The sequence below is a fragment of the Providencia sp. PROV119 genome, assembly GCF_028482435.1.
GTDB lineage: Bacteria > Pseudomonadota > Gammaproteobacteria > Enterobacterales > Enterobacteriaceae > Providencia > Providencia stuartii.
This window is the reverse complement of record NZ_JAMPQL010000031.1, coordinates 16,390-40,053: the sequence shown is the minus strand read 5'-3', so window position 1 is coordinate 40,053 and position 23,664 is coordinate 16,390. Positions and strand designations below refer to the sequence as shown.

General features: G+C 39.8%; 24 protein-coding genes. 15 read left to right on the top strand and 9 right to left on the bottom strand.

The annotated features are described in order from the left end of the window. Positions 1 to 30 precede the first annotated feature (30 nt). Both PSF11_RS19505 and PSF11_RS19500 read right to left on the bottom strand, forming a co-directional pair. A complete protein-coding gene (locus PSF11_RS19505) occupies positions 31 to 1,161 on the bottom strand; it encodes an ABC transporter substrate-binding protein (protein WP_014657190.1) in 1,131 nt (376 codons plus the stop codon). Positions 1,162 to 1,601: 440 nt separating this feature from the next. After that, positions 1,602 to 2,465: a YicC/YloC family endoribonuclease gene (locus tag PSF11_RS19500; RefSeq protein ID WP_014657191.1), complete on the bottom strand. Its 864-nt coding sequence runs from the start codon at positions 2,463 to 2,465 to the stop codon at positions 1,602 to 1,604. Between the two features lie 122 nt (positions 2,466 to 2,587). On the opposite strand from PSF11_RS19500, the gene rph reads away from it, so the two are divergent. Beyond that, complete coding sequence (gene rph, locus PSF11_RS19495) at positions 2,588 to 3,301, top strand: ribonuclease PH (RefSeq protein WP_004924220.1); 714 nt, start codon at positions 2,588 to 2,590, stop codon at positions 3,299 to 3,301. A 116-nt stretch (positions 3,302 to 3,417) separates the two neighbouring features. Then, complete coding sequence (gene pyrE / locus PSF11_RS19490; protein ID WP_060560789.1) at positions 3,418 to 4,059, top strand: orotate phosphoribosyltransferase; 642 nt, start codon at positions 3,418 to 3,420, stop codon at positions 4,057 to 4,059. Positions 4,060 to 4,272: 213 nt separating this feature from the next. On the opposite strand, the gene slmA is transcribed toward pyrE, so the two are convergent. From slmA to coaBC, 3 genes are all read right to left on the bottom strand, one after another. Further along, a complete protein-coding gene (gene slmA, locus PSF11_RS19485) occupies positions 4,273 to 4,872 on the bottom strand; it encodes a nucleoid occlusion factor SlmA (protein ID WP_004924223.1) in 600 nt (199 codons plus the stop codon). 533 nt (positions 4,873 to 5,405) lie between these two features. Further along, positions 5,406 to 5,861 carry a dUTP diphosphatase gene (dut, locus tag PSF11_RS19480; protein WP_004924226.1) on the bottom strand — a complete coding sequence of 152 codons (456 nt, stop codon included), beginning with the start codon at positions 5,859 to 5,861 and terminating at the stop codon, positions 5,406 to 5,408. Then, positions 5,848 to 7,053: a bifunctional phosphopantothenoylcysteine decarboxylase/phosphopantothenate--cysteine ligase CoaBC gene (gene coaBC / locus PSF11_RS19475; protein ID WP_060560790.1), complete on the bottom strand. Its 1,206-nt coding sequence runs from the start codon at positions 7,051 to 7,053 to the stop codon at positions 5,848 to 5,850. The genes dut and coaBC overlap by 14 nt, the downstream gene beginning before the upstream one ends. A 181-nt stretch (positions 7,054 to 7,234) precedes the next feature. Between coaBC and radC the strand changes: the two genes are divergently transcribed. The 11 genes from radC (at position 7,235) to mutM (ending at position 17,029) form a co-directional block, all read left to right on the top strand. Beyond that, positions 7,235 to 7,903, top strand: coding sequence for a RadC family protein (radC, locus tag PSF11_RS19470; protein ID WP_004924233.1), 669 nt, complete (start codon positions 7,235 to 7,237; stop codon positions 7,901 to 7,903). Between the two features lie 252 nt (positions 7,904 to 8,155). Then, positions 8,156 to 8,392, top strand: a complete 237-nt coding sequence (rpmB, locus tag PSF11_RS19465; protein ID WP_004924239.1) for a 50S ribosomal protein L28 — start codon at positions 8,156 to 8,158, stop codon at positions 8,390 to 8,392. 11 nt (positions 8,393 to 8,403) lie between these two features. Further along, positions 8,404 to 8,571 (top strand): 50S ribosomal protein L33, encoded by a 168-nt coding sequence (gene rpmG, locus PSF11_RS19460; RefSeq protein WP_004924244.1) that lies wholly within the window; start codon positions 8,404 to 8,406, stop codon positions 8,569 to 8,571. Positions 8,572 to 8,768: 197 nt separating this feature from the next. Further along, a complete protein-coding gene (rfaQ, locus tag PSF11_RS19455; RefSeq protein WP_004924247.1) occupies positions 8,769 to 9,833 on the top strand; it encodes a lipopolysaccharide core heptosyltransferase RfaQ in 1,065 nt (354 codons plus the stop codon). A gap of 1 nt (position 9,834) precedes the next feature. Next, positions 9,835 to 10,959, top strand: a complete 1,125-nt coding sequence (locus PSF11_RS19450) for a glycosyltransferase family 4 protein (protein ID WP_040132603.1) — start codon at positions 9,835 to 9,837, stop codon at positions 10,957 to 10,959. Further along, positions 10,952 to 11,749 (top strand): lipopolysaccharide core heptose(I) kinase RfaP, encoded by a 798-nt coding sequence (rfaP, locus tag PSF11_RS19445; protein ID WP_004924252.1) that lies wholly within the window; start codon positions 10,952 to 10,954, stop codon positions 11,747 to 11,749. The genes PSF11_RS19450 and rfaP overlap by 8 nt, the downstream gene beginning before the upstream one ends. A 29-nt stretch (positions 11,750 to 11,778) precedes the next feature. Then, entirely contained in the window at positions 11,779 to 12,792 is a 1,014-nt protein-coding gene (gene waaO / locus PSF11_RS19440) for a lipopolysaccharide 3-alpha-galactosyltransferase (protein ID WP_004924254.1), read from the top strand. A 14-nt stretch (positions 12,793 to 12,806) separates the two neighbouring features. Then, a complete protein-coding gene (rfaL, locus tag PSF11_RS19435) occupies positions 12,807 to 14,045 on the top strand; it encodes an O-antigen ligase RfaL (RefSeq protein ID WP_004924256.1) in 1,239 nt (412 codons plus the stop codon). Next, a complete protein-coding gene (locus PSF11_RS19430) occupies positions 14,038 to 15,066 on the top strand; it encodes a glycosyltransferase family 8 protein (protein ID WP_272682874.1) in 1,029 nt (342 codons plus the stop codon). The genes rfaL and PSF11_RS19430 overlap by 8 nt, the downstream gene beginning before the upstream one ends. Continuing rightward, positions 15,059 to 16,201, top strand: coding sequence for a glycosyltransferase (locus PSF11_RS19425; protein ID WP_004924261.1), 1,143 nt, complete (start codon positions 15,059 to 15,061; stop codon positions 16,199 to 16,201). The genes PSF11_RS19430 and PSF11_RS19425 overlap by 8 nt, the downstream gene beginning before the upstream one ends. Before the next feature lie 18 nt (positions 16,202 to 16,219). Beyond that, positions 16,220 to 17,029 (top strand): bifunctional DNA-formamidopyrimidine glycosylase/DNA-(apurinic or apyrimidinic site) lyase, encoded by an 810-nt coding sequence (mutM, locus tag PSF11_RS19420; protein ID WP_004924264.1) that lies wholly within the window; start codon positions 16,220 to 16,222, stop codon positions 17,027 to 17,029. A gap of 2 nt (positions 17,030 to 17,031) precedes the next feature. On the opposite strand, the gene coaD is transcribed toward mutM, so the two are convergent. Next, positions 17,032 to 17,517, bottom strand: a complete 486-nt coding sequence (coaD, locus tag PSF11_RS19415; protein ID WP_004924268.1) for a pantetheine-phosphate adenylyltransferase — start codon at positions 17,515 to 17,517, stop codon at positions 17,032 to 17,034. Between the two features lie 215 nt (positions 17,518 to 17,732). Between coaD and waaA the strand changes: the two genes are divergently transcribed. Then, positions 17,733 to 19,010 carry a lipid IV(A) 3-deoxy-D-manno-octulosonic acid transferase gene (gene waaA, locus PSF11_RS19410; RefSeq protein WP_014657204.1) on the top strand — a complete coding sequence of 426 codons (1,278 nt, stop codon included), beginning with the start codon at positions 17,733 to 17,735 and terminating at the stop codon, positions 19,008 to 19,010. A 206-nt stretch (positions 19,011 to 19,216) separates the two neighbouring features. Continuing rightward, positions 19,217 to 20,677, top strand: coding sequence for an ArnT family glycosyltransferase (locus PSF11_RS19405; protein WP_072502666.1), 1,461 nt, complete (start codon positions 19,217 to 19,219; stop codon positions 20,675 to 20,677). Between the two features lie 50 nt (positions 20,678 to 20,727). Here the strand turns inward: PSF11_RS19405 and PSF11_RS19400 are convergent, their stop codons facing one another. Genes PSF11_RS19400 through rfaF form a run of 3 tightly spaced genes read right to left on the bottom strand, consistent with a single transcriptional unit; the run spans position 20,728 to position 23,660 of the window. Beyond that, positions 20,728 to 21,588: a WlaTC/HtrL family glycosyltransferase gene (locus PSF11_RS19400; RefSeq protein ID WP_004924278.1), complete on the bottom strand. Its 861-nt coding sequence runs from the start codon at positions 21,586 to 21,588 to the stop codon at positions 20,728 to 20,730. Between the two features lie 60 nt (positions 21,589 to 21,648). Continuing rightward, entirely contained in the window at positions 21,649 to 22,614 is a 966-nt protein-coding gene (gene rfaC / locus PSF11_RS19395; RefSeq protein ID WP_072502667.1) for a lipopolysaccharide heptosyltransferase RfaC, read from the bottom strand. Then, on the bottom strand, positions 22,614 to 23,660 hold the full coding sequence (gene rfaF, locus PSF11_RS19390; protein WP_072502668.1) for an ADP-heptose--LPS heptosyltransferase RfaF: 1,047 nt from the start codon (positions 23,658 to 23,660) through the stop codon (positions 22,614 to 22,616). Before rfaF ends, rfaC begins: the two co-directional genes overlap by 1 nt. Positions 23,661 to 23,664 lie beyond the last annotated feature (4 nt).

The window sequence follows — 23,664 nt, the reverse complement described above, 5'->3', positions numbered from 1 at the left end:
CCTACAATTGGAGGGCAGTTTGCATAATCATTAATGTTCAGCTTGAGAACCCCAAATTGCTTTTGAAACTGGGATTGTCGTAAATTCCTTAATGATTTGATTATAGGTTTCTTCAGGTTTCAGTGACTTAAATTGTTCGGGATAGATGAATTTCGCTAGATACTCCATACCGACAATATTGTAAGGGTGGTTATAAAAATTATGGTAAACGCCATATAGGCGGTTATTTTTTACTGCACTGATTTGGTTAAAACCAACACGTTTTTTGAGCCGTTCAAAACCACGTTGATTTTCGTCTTCAGTTACGCCATAACCAAAGGGTGCTGCAATATTATTTTTATTGACCCAACGAGAGCCTGTAACAATATAGACATCAGGCTTAGTGGCAATCACTTGTTCTAAAGAGACAGTACCAGAAGCGCCAGGCAAGAATTGGCTACCAATATTATCTGCACCAATTGCCTGTACTAACCCACCCCAACCTGCGTTGTTATGGGTGAAGCAGCAGCTATCGCTACCATTTGCGCCCGCTTTGGCTTCAATAAAAACACGTGGTTTATTTTCAATTTTTGCAGTCGTTTTCTGGATATCAGACAAGCGTGTGTTGTAGAAATCAGTATATGCTTTGGCCTCTTTTTCCTTATTGAGCACTAATCCAAGTATATCGACGCTAGCTGGCGTATTTTTGACGGGCTGTAAGAAAGTATCAATATATAGGACAGGAATATTGGCATCTTTTAAGCGGCTGACAACACCTGAACCTTCTAAGGCTGGCTTTGCACGCAGTTGAGCAATTAATACATCCGGTTTTTGCGCAATAACCACTTCTGTATTGACCTCACCTTTATCATTAAACCCCATGTCTGGGATTTTCTGCATATCCTCTTGCCATTTTTTCTCCAGTAACGTTACTGTTTGTGGATCAGATTTTTTAAGGTTGTTGTTCCATGCAACAACACGACTAAATGGATCGTCCCTATCAAGCAAAGCAAGGGTTAAAATATCTCGACCATCCTGTAGCACAACACGTTTAGGCTCTTGCTTTAACGTGATTTTTTGACCGTCCATATCGGTGATTGTGATTGGATAAGTCGTTGCTAATGCTGAAAATGAGAGTGATGTGATAAATGTTATTGAGAGCAGGTGATTAACTATCTTCATATTTAGACCCCTTTTGAGCAAGATTAGATAATAACAATTATCATTATCATATGTAAAATGTCCGGAACAATAACCTATAATCTTTTTCTATTTATTGATGAATTAATGTTTTTTTTGATTTAATTCATCAGGTTATAATCTTAATCATTTGAATAAGTTTTCGGGTGGCGTTAAAAAAGAGAGGAGAAAAATGTACCTCGATTAGCGGAGAAGTACGCTGTAAGCGACTGATGGTAGGATGATATTTGCAGTTGAATAAGGTGGGTGTTGAAGTTATCACTGCATTTTTTCGGCGTGCAGCACCTTCTTTTAGCCTTATAGTAAAAGTAAGTATAGTTTACTGATATGCATTAGTTTCAATAAATTGTATGGATTACGTTAATACTATCAAGGCCAGCGAATACAGTGTATCGGCTGGCTTGGTAATATGTTTTAAAATACTATTCGATATTCTGAATTTGCTCTCTCATTTGTTCTATCAAGACCTTTAACTCAACTGCAGAGTTAGTCACTTCACTATTGATAGACTTTGACGCTAATGTATTGGATTCACGGTTAAATTCTTGCATCATAAAATCTAAACGTCGGCCATTTGCATCTTTCTTTTTAAGAATATTGCGGGTCTCTTTAACATGAGCTTCAAGCCTATCAAGCTCTTCAGCGACATCAATACGTTGAGCGAGCAAAATCAGCTCTTGCTCTAAACGATTACTATCGACTTGAATATCAGCCTCTTCTAACTTCGCCTGTAAACGGTCACGTTGCCATTGTAAAATTTCAGGCATATGCTGACGAACTTTGGCTACTTCCACTAAAACACCATCAAGGCGCTGCTCAATAAGAGCGTGTAACGCAGCACCTTCAGCTTCTCGACTTTGAATGAAAGCATCTAAGGTCTCATCAAGGCCAGCTAATAGCTGCTCACTGATAGCATCTAAATCTTGCTCCTCAGCGGACATAACGCCTGGCCAGCGCAGAATTTCAAGTGGGTTAATTTCACCTTCGTGGCTGTAGTTTTTCACCCAGTTAGCCGCACTAATAATTTGGCGAGCTAGATCCTCATTAAGGATAAGCTCTCCACGTTTTGCACCATCTAATTCAAAACGTAAGTTACACTCGACTTTACCGCGAGTAAGGCGTGCACGGATCCGCTCGCGGATCACCGGTTCAAGGCTTCGAAATTGTTCAGGTAGGCGGATATATGTTTCTAGGTAACGTTGGTTTACGGAACGCAGCTCCCAGGCCGCACTCCCCCATTCACCCTTGATGTCACGGCGGGCAAAAGCGGTCATACTACGGATCATAATTCGTTCCTATCAAAATGAATACTAGAAGGATTATAGCGCTATGCGCGATGTCAGGATAGGCATTATCGGTTTAAGGACGTATAATGCGCGGCAATTAAGTTGAAAATGGAGATAACACCATGCGTCCAGAAGGCAGAATGGCAGACCAAATGCGTCCGATTAAAATATCACGCAACTATACTAAGCATGCGGAAGGCTCTGTTCTTATTGAGTTCGGCGACACTAAGGTGTTATGTAATGCAACAGTAGAGGAAGGTGTACCTCGTTTCCTAAAAGGGCAAGGTCAAGGTTGGGTTACCGCTGAGTATGGCATGTTACCTCGCGCAACCAACTCACGAAATCAACGTGAAGCAGCCAAAGGGAAGCAAACAGGCCGTACAATGGAAATCCAACGCCTGATAGCACGCTCTCTACGTGCTGCGGTTGACCTTAAAAAATTAGGTGAGTACACCATTACCTTAGATTGCGACGTAATACAAGCCGATGGCGGAACACGTACCGCTGCAATTTCAGGTGCTTGCGTTGCGTTGGTTGATGCCCTCAATAAAATGGTTGAACAGGGTAAACTTGCACAAAGCCCACTAAAATCTATGGTTGCAGCAGTTTCTGTCGGAATCGTTGATGGTGAAGCATTGTGCGATCTTGAATATGTCGAAGATTCAGCAGCAGAAACCGATATGAATGTTGTGATGATGGACGATGGTCGCATGATCGAAGTTCAGGGAACAGCAGAAGGTGAGCCGTTTAGCCATGATGAGCTTTTATCCTTATTAGCGCTAGCAAAAACGGGGCTAGGATCGATTTTTGAAGCTCAACGAGAAGCGTTGAAATAAAGTTATTTTTAATAGGCGGCTGAAATAGTCGCCTTTTTTATGTTCGGCGATTTGGTAAATATCGCCAGAGATATGCAACCTAATATATAGATGTTAACGATTGAGGAGATTGACCCATGAAAGCCTATCAGCGCGAATTTATAGAACTTGCCATGAAAAAACAGGTACTAAAATTTGGTGAGTTTACGCTGAAATCAGGCCGTAAAAGCCCTTATTTTTTTAATGCGGGTTTATTTAATACGGGGCGTGATTTGGCATTAGTTGGTCGCTTCTATGCCCAAGCGCTTAAGGAAAGTGCGATTGAGTGTGATGTGCTGTTTGGGCCTGCTTATAAAGGCATACCGATTGCCACAACCACGGCTGTCGCCCTTGCTGAGCATCATGATGTGGATATGCCATATTGCTTTAATCGTAAGGAAGCAAAAGATCATGGTGAGGGAGGCACTCTGGTTGGGAGCCCATTACAGGGGCGTATTGTTGTGGTCGATGATGTTATTACGGCAGGTACTGCTATCCGTGAGTCGATGGAAATTATTAAGCAACACAATGCAACGCTAAATGGTGTTCTGCTCTGCCTTGACCGTCAAGAGAAAGGGAAAGGTGAGATCTCTGCTGTACAGGAAGTTGAGCGTGATTATCACTGTAAAGTGTATTCTATTATCACCATGAGCGACTTGATCGCTTATCTGGCTGAACGTGAGGATATGCAGCAACACCTTATTGCGATGAAAGCTTATCGCCAGCAATATGGTATTTAATGTATTACACGTTGTTGGCTTTAAATTGGGCCGGAAATTAAGGGTGACTTGCCATAGTTACCCTATCAGTTTGCATAAAAGATGCCGAAGTAGCAGGCCTCTCTCTACAAGCAGTACTTTAGCTTTCAGTGAGTGTTAACTCAGGGAAATAACCCACTAAAAGAAAAAAGCCCTCGCCCAAAGAGTGGGCGGGGTGAGTAGTAGTTTAATCTGTTATTGTAACTGAGCTAAAATTAAAGGCCAGCGAGATTCAAATTCTACCGTTGGGCGATAGCGAAATTCTGAACGGACAAAACGCGATAGCATCCCTTCACAAAAAGCAAGTAATTGCGTTGCCAATAGGGATTCATCATGGATAAAGCCTTGACCGTCACGTATTTTTTTCTCTTTTAATACCTGCCGTAGCTGTGACTCAATCCGTTCAAAGAGCTGATTGATACGCCCTTGTAGCCTATCTTGCTCAAACATGAGCGCATGGCCTGTCATAATACGGGTTAGGCCAGGGTTTTTTTCTGAAAAACCTAAAATAAGCGCTAAAATCAATTTAATACGAGTTAACGTATCTTTTTCATCATTCAGGATAAGATTGATACGCGATACTAAAGAGTCCTCAATAAACTCAATTAAACTATCGAACATTTTGGTTTTACTTGGAAAATGTCGATAGAGTGCGGCTTCTGATACACCAACATTTGCCGCTAGTTTTGCGGTTGTAATTCGTTGACTACCATCACTACTTTCTAACATCAGCGCAAGTGATTGTAAAATCTCTTCGCGCCTGTTGCGTTTTTTTGTTATCGCTTTTTCTGCCATGTCTGATAAGACCCCTGCTAAAACAGCAAAACAAACTATCTAAAATTTTGCCCTGAGTAAATAGCCATCAAAGGGCAAAAAGAAGATAAAATAGGACGGTTTGTATGAGAGCTTATTAATTCCAAAGGTCTATTCTTGTTATCTATGGTTAGATGCACGCTCGTAACACTTCGTGTTAAATGAAGATATAACTATTCCTTGTTGTTGGAACGCTTTAAATCCTCTGAACACATTAGCGTATCAGCCCTCAATACGGTAAGACTTGAGGTTTTTTGTTAGAGATATCAAACAAACGTAGCACAACACATTCAACTCATCATTATTGTTAGCATTATTAAGACCCGTTGCATCAACGGATCTTTTGTCGTGATAAACAAGTGAGGGTTGAATAACAATACCCCTGGTAACAGAGCCCTTTTACTATAACGACACCGCCTATTTTCCGGTTAATTTACTGATAATTTTATTTTTATTCCGCCACTTAACATAGCGTTGATATTACCAGTAAAGCTTTGAATTAGGATTATGCAGATTTATTGACGACCTGAATGACCGAAACCACCGGCTCCACGCTCTGTAGCATCAAAGTCATCGACGATATTAAATTCTGCTTGAACAACGGGTACAAAGACCATTTGAGCCATGCGCTCACCTGGTTCTATTGTAAAGGTCTGGTTGCCTCTATTCCAAACAGACACCATCAGTTGGCCTTGATAGTCAGAGTCAATTAAGCCTACTAAATTACCGAGTACCACGCCGTGCTTATGACCGAGGCCTGAACGAGGGAGGATCACCGCTGCAAGTTGCTCATCAGCAATATGGATAGCGAGGCCAGTAGGAATTAGTTCAGTCTGACCGGGTGCCAAATCAATTGGCGCGTCAAGGCAGGCACGTAGATCTAACCCTGCGGAGCCAGATGTCGCATAAGTTGGTAACGGAAATTCATTACCAATACGGGGATCAAGAATTTTTAGATCAATTTTTTTCATAACGTTGAAGTATCTCGTCTAATAAACGGTGGCTTAATTCAAGTTTACTACTGTGTGGTAAACGGACATCACCAAAGGCATCGAAAAGATGTAACGCATTATTATCACTGTTAAAACCATTATCAGCGAGAGAAACATCATTCGCGCAAATTAGATCCAACTGTTTTTGTTGGCGCTTTTGGCGTGCGTATTCTTCCACATTTTGGGTTTCGGCTGCAAACCCAACCACATAAGGGCGATTTTGCGTTAACTGACCAACACTCGCAACAATATCTGGGTTTTTAACTAATGTAATGGCAACTTCATCACCTTGCTTTTTGATTTTATTTTCTGCGATGGTTTTTGCACGATAATCAGCAACGGCAGCACAACCAATAAAGATATCCTGTTGTGCAATAGTGTGGTGGACTTGCTCATACATATCAAGAGCGCTGATAACATCAACTCGTGTGACTCCGGAGGGCGTTGCTAAATTCACTGGGCCAGCGATTAAAGTGACTTGTGCCCCGCGTTGGCTTGCCGCTTCGGCGATTGCAAAACCCATTTTCCCAGAACTGTGATTACTGATAAAACGGACGGGATCTAAGTCTTCACGAGTAGGCCCAGCAGTAATCATGATTTTTACACCTTGTAAGTTTGTTCGAGAGCGGAAATGCTCGCAAGTTAGGCGTACTATCTCGAGTGGGTCTATCATTCGACCCGGCCCAACGTCGCCACAGGCTTGGCTACCATTATCTGGACCCCAGATAATATATTGACGTTGTTTCAGTTTAATTAAATTTTCTTGTGTTGCGGTTGCCCGATACATTTGTTGGTTCATGGCAGGTACAACAGCAATGGGGGCTGCCGAAGCTAAACAAATTGTCGTGAGTAGGTCATTAGCCATACCTGAAGTGACCCGAGCAATTAAATCTGCGGTAGCCGGCGCTAATATGATGATATCTGCCCATTTGGCCAATTCAATATGGCCCATTGCGGCCTCAGCAGAGGGATCAAGTAAATCATCAGAGACAGGATGACCGGAAACCGCTTGTAGCGTCAAAGGGGTTATAAAGGCTTTTGCACCATGGGTCATAACAACACGAACTATTGCGCCTTCATCACGTAACCGACGGGTTAGTTCAGGAATTTTATACGCGGCAATACCACCACTAATGCCGAGAACTATTTTTTTACCTAATAGCTGTGTCATGGTTCTATCCATCTAATTATCGTGAAGAGCATCTTATCATATCAGAAATATCGTTGAGAGCACTGTATATATCATCACCCTTTTATTTTTGCGAAGCGCTACGCAAATTCACCAGTTATGCGTTGTTGTGCCTAGCGTCTGCATATAAAAGTGGGAGCGCAAAAGGAGAAATAGGGGGGTGATGATGGAATATGAAGAGAACTTACAGCCAAGGGAAAAACTGTTAGCTTATGGTGCGGTAGCACTGACTGACGTAGAGCTACTAGCGATTTTTTTACGAACAGGCAGGCAAGGGGAATCAGTAATTGAACTTGCGGAACGTTTGCTCAAAGAGTTCGGTTCTTTATACCTTCTTTTACAAGCGGATTACTCAAAGCTGTCGAAATGCAAGGGAATTGGTGTGTGTAAGTTCTCTCAACTTCAGGCAATTAGTGAGCTGGCACGCCGGTTTTTTGCTGAACAATTTTTATATGAAGATGTGATATCAGACCCAAACCTATTAAAAATGAGGCTAGTCGAGCTATTTTCTGGTCAAGAAAGAGAGGTTTTCACCGTCTTATTTTTGAACAATCAACATCAAATTATTAGCTACGAAGAGTTATTTAGGGGAACGATCAATCGGGTAGAGGTGCATCCTCGAGAAATCATTCGTTTTGCAATGAAAATGAATGCCAGTGCGATTATATTGGCACATAACCATCCTTCAGGTAACCCAGAGCCGAGTGACGCTGATAGGCAAGTGACGTTTCGTATTAAGGAGGCTTGTACTTTAATGGGGATTAAATTACTTGACCATTTTGTTGTTGGGCATAAAAATTGTGTTTCGTTTCTTGAACGAGGGTGGTTGTAAAAGCATTTTTTTGACTAAAAAATGACAACTTTTGCCGCATTGGGCTTGAGTGAGAACGATTGAAAGCGTATACTACGCCACCTTTGAGGATCTTGGGTTTGGCGAGAAGAGCCTATCTCAGTAAATTTTTTTACTAAGATGATAACATTCTTTTCAGTCAATAAAGTTTGCTGAGATGGGCTCCTAAGCCTGACGAGGCGGCCATACCCAGAACAAAAAAGCTCGAGCTGATTAGATTTTTGGAGAATAGACATGTCACGAGTCTGCCAAGTTACTGGCAAGCGTCCAATGAGCGGTAACAACCGTTCACACGCATTAAACGCGACCAAGCGTCGTTTTTTGCCAAACCTGCACTCTCACCGTTTCTGGGTTGAGTCTGAGAAACGTTTCGTAACACTGCGTGTATCTGCTAAAGGCATGCGTATTATCGATAAAAAGGGTATTGATGCTGTTCTTGCTGAACTGCGTGCCCGCGGTGAGAAGTACTAAGGAGCTAAAAAATGGCTAAAGGTATTCGCGAGAAAATCAAGCTGGTTTCTTCTGAAGGTACTGGTCACTTCTATACCACTACGAAGAACAAGCGTACTATGCCAGAAAAACTGGAAATGAAAAAATTCGATCCAGTTGTTCGTAAGCATGTAATCTACAAAGAAGCAAAAATTAAATAATTTTTGTTTTCTTATAAAAAACCCAGCTTTGGCTGGGTTTTTTTATTTTAAAAATCAAAAAGCTATGACGATAGGCATTCAAAGCTATATCGATTATTACTAAAGTAGTAACATGTTTATTATTGATTGAATTAATAGTGTTAGTTTTTGTCAAAGAACTATGTCATTTTACGTATAGATATAATTAAGAGTGTCTGGTGAAAAAACAGTTTAAAAAAATTCTTGTTATCAAGATGCGGTTTCATGGGGATATGTTACTGACGACGCCCGTCATCAGTACATTAAAACAAAACTATCCTGATGCCGAGATTGACGTGTTACTTTATCAAGATACGATCCCTATTTTGTCTGAAAATAGGGAAATCCATGCCTTATATGGTATGAAAGGTAAAAAGGCTAATGGTCTAAGTAAAGCATGTAATTTTATTCGTTTATTATTCAAACTACGCCGTAATAAGTATGATTTAGTTGTGAATCTAGCCGACCAATGGATGGTGTCTCTTCTGGTGCGTTCTATCCCTGCCCAAATGAAAATCTCCCATAAATTTGGTCATCGAGATTCCAAATATTGGCTAAATAGCTTTACACACTTGACCGAGCCTCATGGTGAACACGTTGTTATGAATAATCTTTCTGTGCTTGAACCGTTAAAAATAACGAATCTAAAAACCAATTTAACGATGTCATACACAGAAGAAGATTGGAAAAATATCGATCAAAAGTTATTAGAGCTAGGTGTACACAGCAGTTATGTGGTGATCCAGCCAACCGCACGGCAGATATTTAAATGTTGGGATGATGAAAAATTTGCACAAGTCATTGATGCATTACAATCTCGTGGGTATCAGGTTGTTTTGACTTCAGGGCCAAGTAAAGAAGACCTAAACTGTATTGAGACGATTGCTTCTCATTGCCAAACCAAGCCTATTACTGAATTGGCAGGTAAAACGACGTTTCCTGAGCTTGGTGCCTTAATTGCGCATGCCGCGTTATTTATCGGGGTTGATTCAGCACCGATGCATATTGCAGCGGCTGTAAATACACCAATAGTGTGTTTGTTTGGCGCAACGAATAATGTATTTTGGCGTCCGTGGAGTGATAATGTTGTGCAGTTTTGGGCGGGTGATTATGAGGCGATGCCACCAAGAGAAAAGCTCGATAGAACTAAAAAATATCTTTCTATCATTCCCGCATCTGATGTTATTGAGGCAACAGAAAAAATGCTGCCTATGAATATTCGTTCAATAATGACAAGGCTCTGAGATGATTTTGGCATTTTGTCTGTACAAGTATTTTCCATTCGGTGGTTTGCAGCGTGATTTTTTGCGTATTGCATTAGCATGTCAGGCAAGAGGACAGCAGATCCGCGTCTATACTCAATCATGGGATGGCGATAAACCTGCAGGGTTTGAAATTATCATTGTGCCTGTGACTTCTAAAACCAACCATGGACGTAATGCGCAGTATTGTGAGTGGGTTCAGGCACATATTAAACAACATCCTGTAGCTCGTGTGGTTGGCTTTAATAAGATGCCGGGCTTAGATGTTTACTATGCAGCGGATGTTTGTTACGCAGAAAAAGTCGCCAATGAAAAAGGTTTTTTCTACAAATTGACGCCTCGCTATAAACATTATGCCCGGTTTGAAAAAGCGGTGTTTCAGACAGGGAAGCCGACTAAGCTATTAATGTTAACACCTCATCAAATTGCACATTTTAAAAAACACTATGCTACAGAAGCGTCGCGTTTTTATATGCTGCCGCCGGGGATTGCGCAAGATAGAAAATACGATAAACAAATCCCCAATGCGCGGCAAATTTATCGAGAGAAAAATCAGATACCTCAGTCAGCGTATTTGTTGTTGCAGGTTGGTTCCGACTTTAAGCGTAAAGGGGTCGATAGAACCTTAAGAGCGATGGCTGCATTGCCTGAGGAGATTAAGAAAAATACGTTATTAATGGTAGTTGGGCAGGATAAGCCTGAAAAATATCAGCGTCTAGCAAATACACTGGGTATAGGTAAACAAGTCTCCTTTTTTAGTGGGCGTAATGATGTTGCTGAGCTAATGGCAGCGGCTGATATCTTAATGCATCCAGCATACCAAGAAGCGGCGGGTATTGTGTTGCTGGAAGCTATAACAGCAGGTTTACCTATTATTGTTACGGAAGTTTGTGGTTATGCTTCATTTATTGCTGATGCTCAATGCGGTATTGTGATCCGTGAACCATTTGAGCAAAAAACGTTAGATTCTGCACTTTCAGAAAGCCTGCAAAATAAACAACAATTAAAAAATTGGGCAGAAAAGGCGCGGCATTTTGCGGATACAGAGGACTTATATAGTTTACCTGAAAAAGCGGCTGATATTATTTTAGGACATCTAGATGATTGAACTTAAAACACCTTTTAGTGAGCTATGGAAAAATAAAGATCCTTTTGTTGAAACTGAGCAGTTAGAAGGTGAGGTTTTTCGTCAGCTAGAAAGTCGCAAAACATTGCGCTTTGAGCTTGGTGGTGAGAGCTATTTTATCAAAATCCATTATGGTACAAGCTTAAAAGAGGTGTTAAAAAACCTGTTTTCATTAAGGCTACCAGTATTGGGGGCTGATAGGGAGTGGAACGCAATTCATCGGCTAACAAAAGCGGGTGTAGATACGATGGATGGCCGTGCATTTGGGCAAAAGGGTGTGAATCCGCTACGCCGCCATTCCTTTATTATTACGAAAGATTTAACGCCAACGGTGAGTTTGGAAGATTACTGTGCAAATTGGCCAAGCCTAGCGCCTGATTTTAGAGTTAAACAATTGATTATTCGCCGTGTTGCTCAAATGGTACGTAAAATGCACGCCGTTGGTATTAATCACCGCGACTGTTATATTTGCCATTTTTTACTACACTTGCCTTTCTCAGGTGAAGAGCAGGATTTGAAAATCTCGGTGATAGATTTACATCGAGCGCAACTTAGAAAGAAGGTTCCAACTCGTTGGCGTGATAAAGATCTTATTGGGTTATACTTTTCTTCATTAAATATCGGCCTAACAAGCAGAGATATTTTCCGTTTTATGAAGGTTTACTTTGATTTGCCTTTACGAGAAATTTTAAAAGAAGAACAAGCTTTGGTACTCAAGGCAGGAAGCAAGGCAAAAAAAATCCAAGAGCGTACAATTAGAAAGTCATTGTAACATTCTCCGAAAAAGAGAGTAAAAAGAATATGTTTTTTGATAAACAAAATGCAGTAACTAAACAGATAAATCTATCTTCTTCTGGTGAGGAACACCCTAGTACTAGCTTACATATCTCTTATGGTATAGACCGTAACTTCTTGTATGGATGTGGGATCTCTATTGCATCGATATTAAAAAATAATTCGGATATGCATTTTGTCTTCCATATTTTTACTGATTATTTTGACGATGAATGGAAAGGTTTATTTAAACAACTCGCAAGCCAGTATAATACTAGTATTATCATTTACCTAGTTGACTGTGAGCAACTAAAGTCATTACCAAGTACTAAAAATTGGTCATACGCAACCTATTTTCGATTTATTATCGCAGATTATTTTTCAAATCAATTAGAACGTATGATTTACATGGATGCAGATATTATATGTCAGGGTTCATTAAATGAATTGTTAGATATTAAGTTTAGCGATGATCAAGTTGCTGCTGTTGTACCTGAAAGAGATGCTGTTTGGTGGCAGAAAAGAGCTGATGCTTTAGGGGTTCCTAATATTTCCACTGGGTATTTTAACGCAGGGTTTTTACTAATCAATCTGATAAACTGGTCTCGACTAGATATTTCGGCTAAAGCGATGGAATTATTATCTCAAGAAGAGATAAAAGCAAAAATATCCTATTTAGATCAGGATATTCTTAATATATTACTAACAGGCAAAGTTATTTATCTTGATGGAAAGTATAATACACAATATAGCCTAAACTATGAGCTGCAAAAAGATAAAAAAGAGAACCCAATAACAGATAATACGATATTAATTCATTATATTGGTCCGACTAAACCATGGCATGAGTGGGCGAACTATGCGACTGCACAGCCATTTATTGAGGCCAAAAAATCTTCACCATGGAAGGATATTCCATTGCTAAAAGCAAAAAGTAGCAACCATTTGCGTTATAGTGCTAAGCATATGTTTAACCAAGGTAAATTATTTTCTGGAATCAAAAATAGCATTCAATACTTTTGGGCTAAATTAAGTAATTAATCATTGGATAAATTATGTCTTTTTTAGAAAGAAATCAAAATACTCTTTCGAAGTATAATAAAGCTTTAATCTTTATATTTGTTGTGCTTTTTTTTGTGGATAATGTTACTAGGTATAAACACATACTATTCTACCTAATGATAGCTACATGTTTGGTATATTTATCATTAGACACAAGAAAGGTGCTAAAAAGATTAAATAATAAACTTTTATACTTAGTCGTGTTGTTTTCATTGGTTTTTTATATTTCAATAAGTTACTCAAGCATGCCTAATGTATCAATGAGAGCGATTAATAATAAGTTCTTGAATTATGGGATACTTAGCCTATCTCTTTTATTACCGATTCTTCTCTACAAAGAAAATATAAAAACGATTTCAAATTTACTATTGACTAGTTTTTTTGCATCATTAGTGGTTGTTTTACTTATTGAACTATATCGGTACTATGAGGCTTATCAGAATGGTATTTTACCATTTACAACCTATAACTTTAGGAGTGTTTCAGATGCCTTGGTTTTTTACTTTCCTATAATTCCGATCCTTTGGTATCTATTGCCTAAATCTAAGCTGATTTATTTTTATATACTAAGTGTTGTATTTTTATTTGTTTTGCTAGGGACTCTTTCCCGAGGTGGGTGGGTTGCTGTGGCTATGGCAGGTTTATTATTTTTATGTTTTAAACGTCCATGGAAATTGATTGGCTCGATACTATGTATCTTGTTAATTTCATTGATCTCATTAAAATCAATCTACCCAGATATGACTAAAACTCTATTTTATAAGCTTGAACAAACTGATAGTACTCATCGATATAAAAATGGTACACAGGGAACAGCACTTGAGTTAATTTTAGAGAATCCAATTATTGGATATGGATTTGGTGATAAAATATACATTGATAAATATAATAGTGTTGTACCAGAAAAGCCTGATTGGGTATTTAAGAAGTCATTGGGGCCTCATAATATCTGGCTATATGTCTGGTTTGGTGTAGGTATCTCAGGGCTGATTGCTTTTAGTGCGGTTTTTTTGTCGATGTGTTTTTCCTTATTCAAGGAAATCAAAAGTACAGTCAATGAATCAAAAAGTTATTTTGCATTTATAGCGTTATTAATGAGCCTCATTAGCTTTTATCTGGTTCGAGGGATGTTTGAGCAAGTGGACCTAAAACCATTAGGTGTTCTTTTAGGTTTTTTAATTGCTATGATGGGGCACAGTTCAACAAAGAATAAGAGAAAGCACTATGAATAACCTCATAACAAATAAATATGTGCTCGGCGAAGTGTGTAAAGCTGATAATACCTTGTTATCATGCTTAGATGTTATTTATGGTTCTGATGAAAACTATCAGTTTGGGGCTGGGGTTTCAGCGGTGTCTTTACTCATAAATAATCCAACCACATTTTTTAGATTCCATTATTTTTTAGATAAAGTTAGCCCAGATTTTCTAGAGAAACTTAAAGTTATTGCAAGTCAGTTTCAAGTGGAATTTCATGTTTATGAATTAGATAACAAATTACTGAAAACACTTCCCGCTTCTGATGTTTGGTCATCAGCGATGTACTTTCGGTTAGTTGCCTTGGATTATCTGTCGAGTGATTATGATTTTGCTCTCTATTTAGACGCGGATGTTATGTGTAATGGTATCTTAGATTTAACGACTAATTTAATCAAAGACAAAGTCTGTGGTGTCGTTGCTGATGATATCGGTGTAAGAACAAAAAGTGAAACAAGGCTTCATGCGCCTTCACTAGCAAAGACTTACTTCAATTCTGGTGTCATGTTTGTCAACTTTAAAAAATGGCATGAAAAGCAGATTACCCAACAATGTTTTGAGTTGTTATCAGCAGAAAATGCTAAGCAACGATATAAATATCCTGATCAAGATGTGTTAAACCTTATTTTAAGAGAAGACTTAGAACTACTTAGTCAAAGATTTAATACTGTTTATACACTAAAAAATGAATTATATGACTCAACTCACCAAAAATATCAACAGGTTATTACACCTGAAACAGTCCTAATTCATTACACAGGTGTGAGTAAACCTTGGCACACATGGGCAAATTATCCCGCTTCCCAACCTTTTTATAAGGCTTTGATGCAATCGCCTTGGACAACGAATGACTTAAAACCTGCAACTAAATTTGTTGAAAGAAAAAAAGAGTATAAACACTTATTAAAACAAGGTAACTATTTAGCAGGTATCTTGTCTGGTATTCGGTATTCGTTTGAAAAACTCATGGGTAAAAGAAAATCATACTATGATTAATAAAATTGTCTTAACAGTTTCTCCAATATTTTCTATACCACCGAAAAGCGCGGCTGCTATTGAGTCGTGGATGTATAATGTTGCGAAGAGATTAGATATCGAAAACCGTATTGTTTGTATACAAAATGAAGGGTATTCGAGCCATTCTATTGTGAATAAAAATTGTGAAATTGAACGCATCAAATTTGGAAAGGTGTACACAAGGTTATTTAAAAAATGGACAAGGCTGGATCCTTATTCTTACGCTGATAGGATTGTTAAAATTAAACATAAATTCGCTCCAATTCCTAATGAAAGCGTTATTTTTGTGCATAATCATATTAAGTCTTTCAAGAAAATAATAAAAAAAGAAGGGCATAGCAATGTTGTATTGCATATGCATAACTTTTTTGAACCTAAAGACATACCAGAAGACATCAAAATTATTGTACCAAGCCGTTTTATGAAGGATTGGTTCCGTGAGCGATTGCCAAAAGCATATATTGAAGTGGTTCGTAATGGATTTGATGGTGAAATTTATGCTCAACCACCGGAAATCAATCGCGAAGATTTTGGACTGACACAAGAAGATAAAGTTATTTTATTTGCAGGTAGAATAGCTAGAGACAAGGGAGTGCTTGAGTTAATGCAGGCTTGTCAGGTTTTCTTCAAAGAAGATAAACGCTATAAGCTAGTGATTGTCGGTGACCCAAACGCGGCATTGAAAGGTGAATTAGCACAATATCAGGATGAGGTCAAAAACTACGCAAAAAACTTGGGTGAGCAGTGTATTTTCTTAGGTGGAGTGCACCCTGATAAAATTAGACACTATTATTCATTTGCAGATGTAATTGCAGTACCTTCTATAGCACCAGAACCATTTTGTATGGTAGCACTTGAGGCTATGGCTTCGGGTCGACCAGTTATTGCATCTCAACGTGGTGCAATGGTTGAATTTATTGCACATAACGAGACAGGGTTTATTTTCAGAGAACCACTTTCTCCTTTGAGTATGGCTGAAGATATTACTGATGCATTAAATAACCCAAAAAGTCAAGAAATAGCATGCCATGCGAAAAAATATGCTTATGATAATTTTACTTGGGAAATTGTTAAAGATGAGCTTCTTAGTGTGATCAAAAAATGGTATCCATAAGTTAAAAAGAGTTTGCATATGCCTGAATTACCAGAAGTTGAAACAAGCCGCCGTGGAATCGAGCCGCATTTAGTCGGTAATACAATTTGTTATGCAATTGTTCGTAACAGCCGCTTACGTTGGCCTGTATCAGAGCAAATTAAAAGTTTATCTGATGAAATGATTTTAAGTGTACAAAGGCGCGCTAAGTATCTGTTAATCGAACTAAAAAATGGTTGGATTATTATCCACTTAGGCATGTCGGGTAGTCTGCGTATATTGTTGGAAGAATTGCCTGAAGAAAAACATGACCATGTTGATTTGGTATTAAAAGATGGCAAAGTACTACGGTACACGGATCCTCGGCGCTTTGGCGCGTGGTTATGGTGTGATGATCTTGAAACGAGTCGTGTTTTATCCCATCTAGGCCCAGAACCTCTTTCTGATGAATTTAATGCTCAATATTTATTTGAGCAGGCAGGAAAGCGAAAAATAGCCATTAAACCTTGGCTGATGGATAACAAGGTTGTTGTGGGTGTTGGTAATATTTATGCTAATGAAGCACTATTTGCGGCGGGCATTTCACCAGAAAAAATCACGCACACATTGACTCTTGAACAATCGATTGATTTGGTCCAGCAGATCAAAAAGGTACTACAGCGCTCTATTGAGCAGGGTGGAACCACGCTGAAAGATTTTCTACAATCCGATGGGAAACCAGGGTACTTCGCCCAAGAATTATTTGTATATGGTAAAAAAGGTGAGCCTTGTTTGATATGTGGCACGCCAATTCTTAGTATCAAACAAGGCCAACGCAGTACCTTTTATTGTCCTCAATGTCAAAAATAAGCTTAAATTTTATTCAGCTTTTTTAGCATCGCTTCAGCGACAACGGGCGGAAGGAAAGAAGAAATATCGCCATCATGGAGTGCCACATCTTTTATCAGTGACGATGAAACAAAAGATAAGCTTTGTGAAGGGAGTAAGAATACCGTTTCCAATTCAGGAACAAAATGGCGGTTCATGTTTGCGAGCTGCCATTCATATTCAAAATCTGCAACAGAACGAACGCCACGGATAAGTATATTTGCGCCATGTTTTTGTGCGAAATTAGCCATTAGCTCAGAAAAGCCAACCACCTCAACATTGTTTAAGTGCGAGGTGACTTTTTGGGCAAGTTCAACACGCTCTTCAAGGGTAAACATGGGACTTTTGCGTTGGCTATTAGCGATAGCGAGTAATACGTGGTCAAACATTGCCGCCGCACGAGAAACAATATCAATATGGCCTGAAGTAATAGGGTCAAATGTACCAGGGTAAATCGCTTTATGTTTCATAATATTGATATCTCGTTGTTTGTTAACGCTAATTTAAAAAATTTAAATTAAGTAATATGTGCATATTATCAACATTATCGACTATTAAGTGCTGTTGCAACCGACTAATGATCCCCTAAGCGAATTTTAAAGCTATTTTTAGGTGCATATTCTGCACACTTTAATAAAAGGTTTATGTTAAGATAGCGCCAATTTTGGTAAGTGAATCAGATCGAATGTTATTGCGTTTATATCAGGTACTTCTTTATCTTATCCAGCCACTCATTTGGGTACGCCTATTAGTGCGGGGTCGCAAAGCTCCCGCGTATCGTAAGCGTTGGGGTGAACGTTATGGTTTTTGTGCTGGTAAAGTTGCGCCGGGCGGTATTCTGCTGCATTCAGTATCTGTTGGTGAAACCCTTGCTGCTGTGCCTTTGGTACGGGCATTACGGCATCACTATCCGTCATTGCCGATCACGGTAACCACGATGACACCAACAGGCTCCGAACGAGTCGTTTCGGCATTCGGTGATGATGTCTACCATGTCTACCTTCCTTATGATCTCCCGTGCTCTATGCGCCGTTTTCTTAATCAAGTTGATCCTAAATTAGTAATTATTATGGAAACGGAATTATGGCCGAATATGATTAATCAACTTAATCGTCGCCAAATACCCTTAGTGATTGCGAATGCGCGTTTGTCTGAGCGCTCTGCGGCAGGCTACCAAAAGTTAGGTAGTTTTGTGAAACGTATGTTGCGTAATGTCACGATGGTTGCTGCACAGCACCAAGAAGATGGTGAGCGTTTCATCAAGCTAGGGTTAAGACGTGTGCAATTAAATGTCACGGGGAGCCTTAAGTTTGATATTTCCGTTACCCCAGAGCTTGCGGTTAGAGCCGTCACATTACGCCGGCAGTGGGCGGCACATCGACCCGTTTGGATTGCCACTAGCACCCATGAAGGTGAAGAGGCTATTGTGTTAGCGGCACACCAGCAATTATTAAAACAATTTCCTGATTTATTACTGATTTTAGTTCCTCGTCATCCTGAACGTTTTGCCAAAGCAGAAGAACTCACCCAAAAAGCAGGCCTTAAGTTTATTCGTCGTAGTGAAGGTATTGTGCCTACTCCTGATATACAAGTGGTTGTCGGGGATACGATGGGGGAGCTGATGTTGTTATATGGAATTGCGGATTTAGCATTTGTTGGTGGCAGCCTTGTGGAAACAGGGGGACATAACCCGTTGGAAGCGGCAGCACATGCGTTACCTGTTTTAATGGGACCACATACGTTTAATTTTAAGGATATTTGTGGGAAGCTGAAGCAGGCGGATGGCTTAATTACGGTGACTGATAGCGATTCAATGGTTCAAGCCGTCACTAGCCTCCTGTCGGACGAAGATTATCGTTTATATTATGGTCGTCATGCTGCGGAAGTTTTGCATGAAAATCAGGGGGCGCTACAACGTTTATTAAAGCTTTTACAACCTTACTTGCCTCCGAGAGAGCAATAATTTTAACGATTATTTCTAATTCAGAATATTGAACTTGAATAAAACGACAATAGATGATGACTATTTGTCTTCCTTTCTTATTATTCGCTATAAACTATAGTAGAATCTGCCGTTTAATTTCCATTGGTGCTATTAGGTTTGTATTTTATGCATGATGAGTCTGCCTAATAGATAGTGGGTACTTTTACTCAATTATTTAAGACAGTATGCCAGCAATCAATCAATCAACATCAAACAAATATGTTTATTTATGGGTCATTGGCTATGCGGTTGCATGGATTCTAGCCAGCTTTCACTTAGATCCTACAGTGCCTTATGATACGGTGGAAGCCGTTAACTGGGGGATGAATGGGGAGTGGGGTTCACCAAAAAACCCTTGGTTTGTTGGTGTTCTTATGTGGCCTGCTATTTATTTGGGTATTTCCTACAGTTTTTACTGGTACTTTATTCATTTTGTCGGGGTTGCCTTTGGTTTATTGGGGGTCTGGAAATTAGCATACCGTTTAACAGCACGTCGTGACCTAGCTTGGTTTGCGATGTTGATGTTGAATTTATCGGGTGTGATTAATTTTGATATCATTCCTTACAATGATAACTATATTTTAGTGACCTTTTGGGCTTGGATAATCTACTTTTTCTTACGAGCCGTTTATGAAAATCCGGCTTGGTGGCTGCTTTTTGCTTTATTTGCAGGTTTGGCGACAATGGGGAAATATTCAACATTATCGCTGGTAGGATCGGTATTTTTATTAACGTTATTTGTTAAACAAGTTCGCCAAAGTTATCGTTATCCTGTTTTTTATTTAGCGATTGCACTTTGGTTTGCGATTGTATTACCTAATTTCTTTTGGTTAATGGCGAGTGATTTTTCTGCCTTTAAATGGGTGGATTCACAGATTGACCCAGGCTTTAATTTGCATACGACTAAGGCGGCGCTCAGCGTATTTTATCCTTTAATTATTGCCGCCATTATTTTATATAGCTGTGGTGGGAAATTAGGTTGGCCGAAATCGCTAGCAAATCGTATGGCGAATTTCTTGGTTCTTTTCCCATTAGCGGTGATCTATGGTTGGTTCTCTTTCCATGACGGTGGGCGTATTACCGAATGGTTGCAACCCTTTATGGCAGCTTGTGCCCCGCTATTTATTGGCTCTATAACAGTCATGCCGACTAAATCACTCAGAAAACCACTGATTGGTTTAGCCCTTTTCGGTGTCGTGGTTCTGTTAGGTTATTGTGTTGTGCAAGCGGCTAATATTAAGGGCGCAGGGCAAAAATTTATTGGCGTGAAAACGTTGATCGCGGAGGGTGAAGATCGCTGGCATGAACGTTATGGCGTTCCACTAAAATATGTTGGTGGTGAAGATAATTTACATCAATGGTTTATTATCTACGCAAAAGATAGGCCACATGTGATCCAGCCTTGGACCCTTGAACATCATATGCCGCCGAATGTGTATAATCGCAAGATTACAGAAGCGGAGATCCGTCAGCATGGTGCATTGCTGTTAGGTCGTAAGTATGATGATTGCACTCATGAGAACTTTGATAAGGTTCGTCAGTACTGGCCACAATTTACGATTGAGAAAGAAGAGGTTATCTATCGTTCAGAGCCGGATGCTGAGCCAGAAACCATGTGTTTTGGGTTTATTGCGCCAGAGAAATAATGATAAGGATAATGCCTTAAATAAGGCATTATCCTTGCGTAATAACTTGTTTATTTAATTAGTTTTAGGTAAATACCTAAACGGAGTAGCTTGTTATATTTTGAATTTTTATTAAATAACTTTAAAGCACTACGCCACTGCATATGTCCCAAATAATTTAATTTAAAAATATCAGGATGTTGGCTTGCACAGGTCAAAAAAATACCTTGGTCATCATCAATTATTCCTGAAGATAAAAATTTTTTTTGGGTTTCAAATACCATTTGATAGAATTCAGACCACTTTTCTTTACTAGCAACCAATACTCCACCAATAATATGAGGGTCATTACTTAAAACTTTTTCTAATACTGCTTTTTCATCAGTGAGGTCTAAATTATCTTTAATAGAAAAGAGGTGGATCTTATTTTTGTCGAAAGGGTGATACCATTCTGTTATTCCATAACGGGCTTTATTATTTCGAATATAACCAAAATCAACCCAAGCGGCAGTCTCACTATTAACAAGTTTTAGGTCAATGGCTTTTTTAACAAAAAAAGGTTTTAAGTTATTGATCAAAACATATTCAGGTGACCAGTATTCAGGGCAATGTAATAGGCTGGGATCAATCAGCTTTTTGAAATCATCGCTATTTTGAATATACGCTATTTTTTTGAGAATAAAGTTAAATTTCTTGTGGAGGTTGATTGTAATTATATGGGTTGGCTTGCCTTTTCTAATAGAAAGGATTTTTTCTTTGAAATCTGCTGATGTAAAAACAACCATATTATTTTCAAGTTTTGCCAGCCTGCTAAAATACTCGAAATAAGTATCGTTGGTGCATTCAAAAGATTTTGAATGGCCATTTTGGCTATTCCAGTTTCCTCTACCAATATCAAAAAAAGCAGTTACTATTGTTATTGATTCTTTCATAAAATGTGGCTAGCCCGTCGTAGTATAAAATTTAGTTATAATCAATCAGTGATATATAAATCATGAGACTCTAGATTTCAATTTTTCAAATACTTCATTAGGTTTTATTGAACTCATAGTACCATCCACAGATTTAATTTCATGTTGCTCTAAACCATAGCCGCCAATCAGCCCGGGATCTGTTGGGCCAAACAGGGTGAAATTCGGTTTATCTAATGCGGCGGTTAAATGGCTAAGGCCTGTATCAACAGAAACCACCGCCTTAGCATTAGCAATTTGTAGAGCAACTTCGGCTAAGGTTAATTTAGGCAAAACTTCGACAAAATCAAACCCATCTGCAAGACGTAATGCCCTTTGGTGTTCATGCTCTGCGCCCCATGGCAGTTTTATTTTTAAACCACTGTCGGCCATTAACCCAATCAGTTCTCGCCAGTGCTCTTCAGGCCAGTGTTTATCATCACGAGTGGTTGAATGCAAGAACACCACATAGTCATCCTGTGTGACTGTGGGGACATGTAAAAAATGTTGAGCGATGGCATAGTCACCTTGCGCTTTAGGACAATCGTAGCCAAGACTCGCGGCAAACAGTTGGCGAATACGTTCTACGGCGTGCTGTTGCTTACTAATTTGGTATTTATAGTCGTAAAAAAAACTGGCAATTGGCTCTCGAATACTGTGGCGATCATAGCCATGTTTAGGGCCATCTGCGAGACGCGTGACCAGAAAGGCACTTTTCAATAGGCCTTGAGCATCAATAATCGCATCATAGCGGGTTGCAGTCAGTTGCTGGCGAAATGCAGCACGTTCGGCGCGAATGGGGGCAGAAAACCAGTTTTTACGCCAACGGCGGATAGCAACAGGGATCACTTGATTGACTGCGCTGTGCCATGTGGGGATCTGCGCAAAACCCTCTTCCACAACCCAATCGAATTGGATATGAGGAAAGGCTTGCTGTGCATCCGTTAGTGCGGGTAGGGAGTGTAACACATCCCCCATCGATGAAGTCTTTACTAGCAGTACGCGCATCAAGCAACACCTATTTGTAATCGCGCCAGCGCATCAACCACTAATTGAGGCTGAATATCGATGAGACTTTGATGATAACCGCTTGCCCCATCACCTTTACGAACTTTATGGTAGCCACTAATTAAGCGGATAACTTCTGCTTTATTCGATAGTGGAGGCGTAAAATCAGGGCTACTTGGGCCATATAGGGCAACAAGCGGTTTATCCAATGCAGCAGCAACATGCATCAGTCCTGAATCATTGCTGACAACGGCCTGACAGCTAGCAATTAAATTCACGGCTTGCTCTAAAGACGTTTTACCCGCAAGGTTGCTACAATGCTCATGCGCACTGTCCGTTAGGCTTTGGCGAATTTCCTCACCTGCATCATGATCTTTTTGTGAGCCAAATAAGAGAATTTGATAACCTTTTTCGCTGATCAACTGCTCCGCTAGCGCGGCGTAGTGATAGTGCGGCCAACGTTTAGCCGGACCAAATTCTGCACCAGGGCAGAAGCCAATAATTGGGCGTGTGGTATTGATATTAAACGCTTTAATAGCCTCAGTGATTTCTTGTTCATTAACAGCCAGTTTAGGCCATAAGATAGGCTCTGGAATATCTGCTGCGCTGTGAATGTTTTGCTTATCATAAGCTAATGCAACATAGCGCTGCACCATCAACGGAAAAGCGGCTTTATCTAATGTACGGAGGTCATTAAGTAGTCCATAACGCATCTCACCGCGCCAACCCGTTCGTTTGGCAATTTTGGCAAAGAAGGGCACCAAAGCAGATTTAAATGAGTTCGGAAGAACAATGGCTTGGTCATAACCATTTTGGCGTAAGCTAAGGCCAAGTTTACGGCGCTCACCAATCGCGAGCGCACCATGGCCTAATGGCATTGGGATGGCGGCATTGACTTCGGGCATTTTCGCCAATAGAGGGCGGCACCATTGAGGTGCCATCACATCAATTTGTGCTTGGGGATATTGAGCCTTTAGCGTGCGATATAGGCTCTGTGACATCATCATATCCCCTACCCATGAGGGGCCGATCACCAATATTTTCATAAAG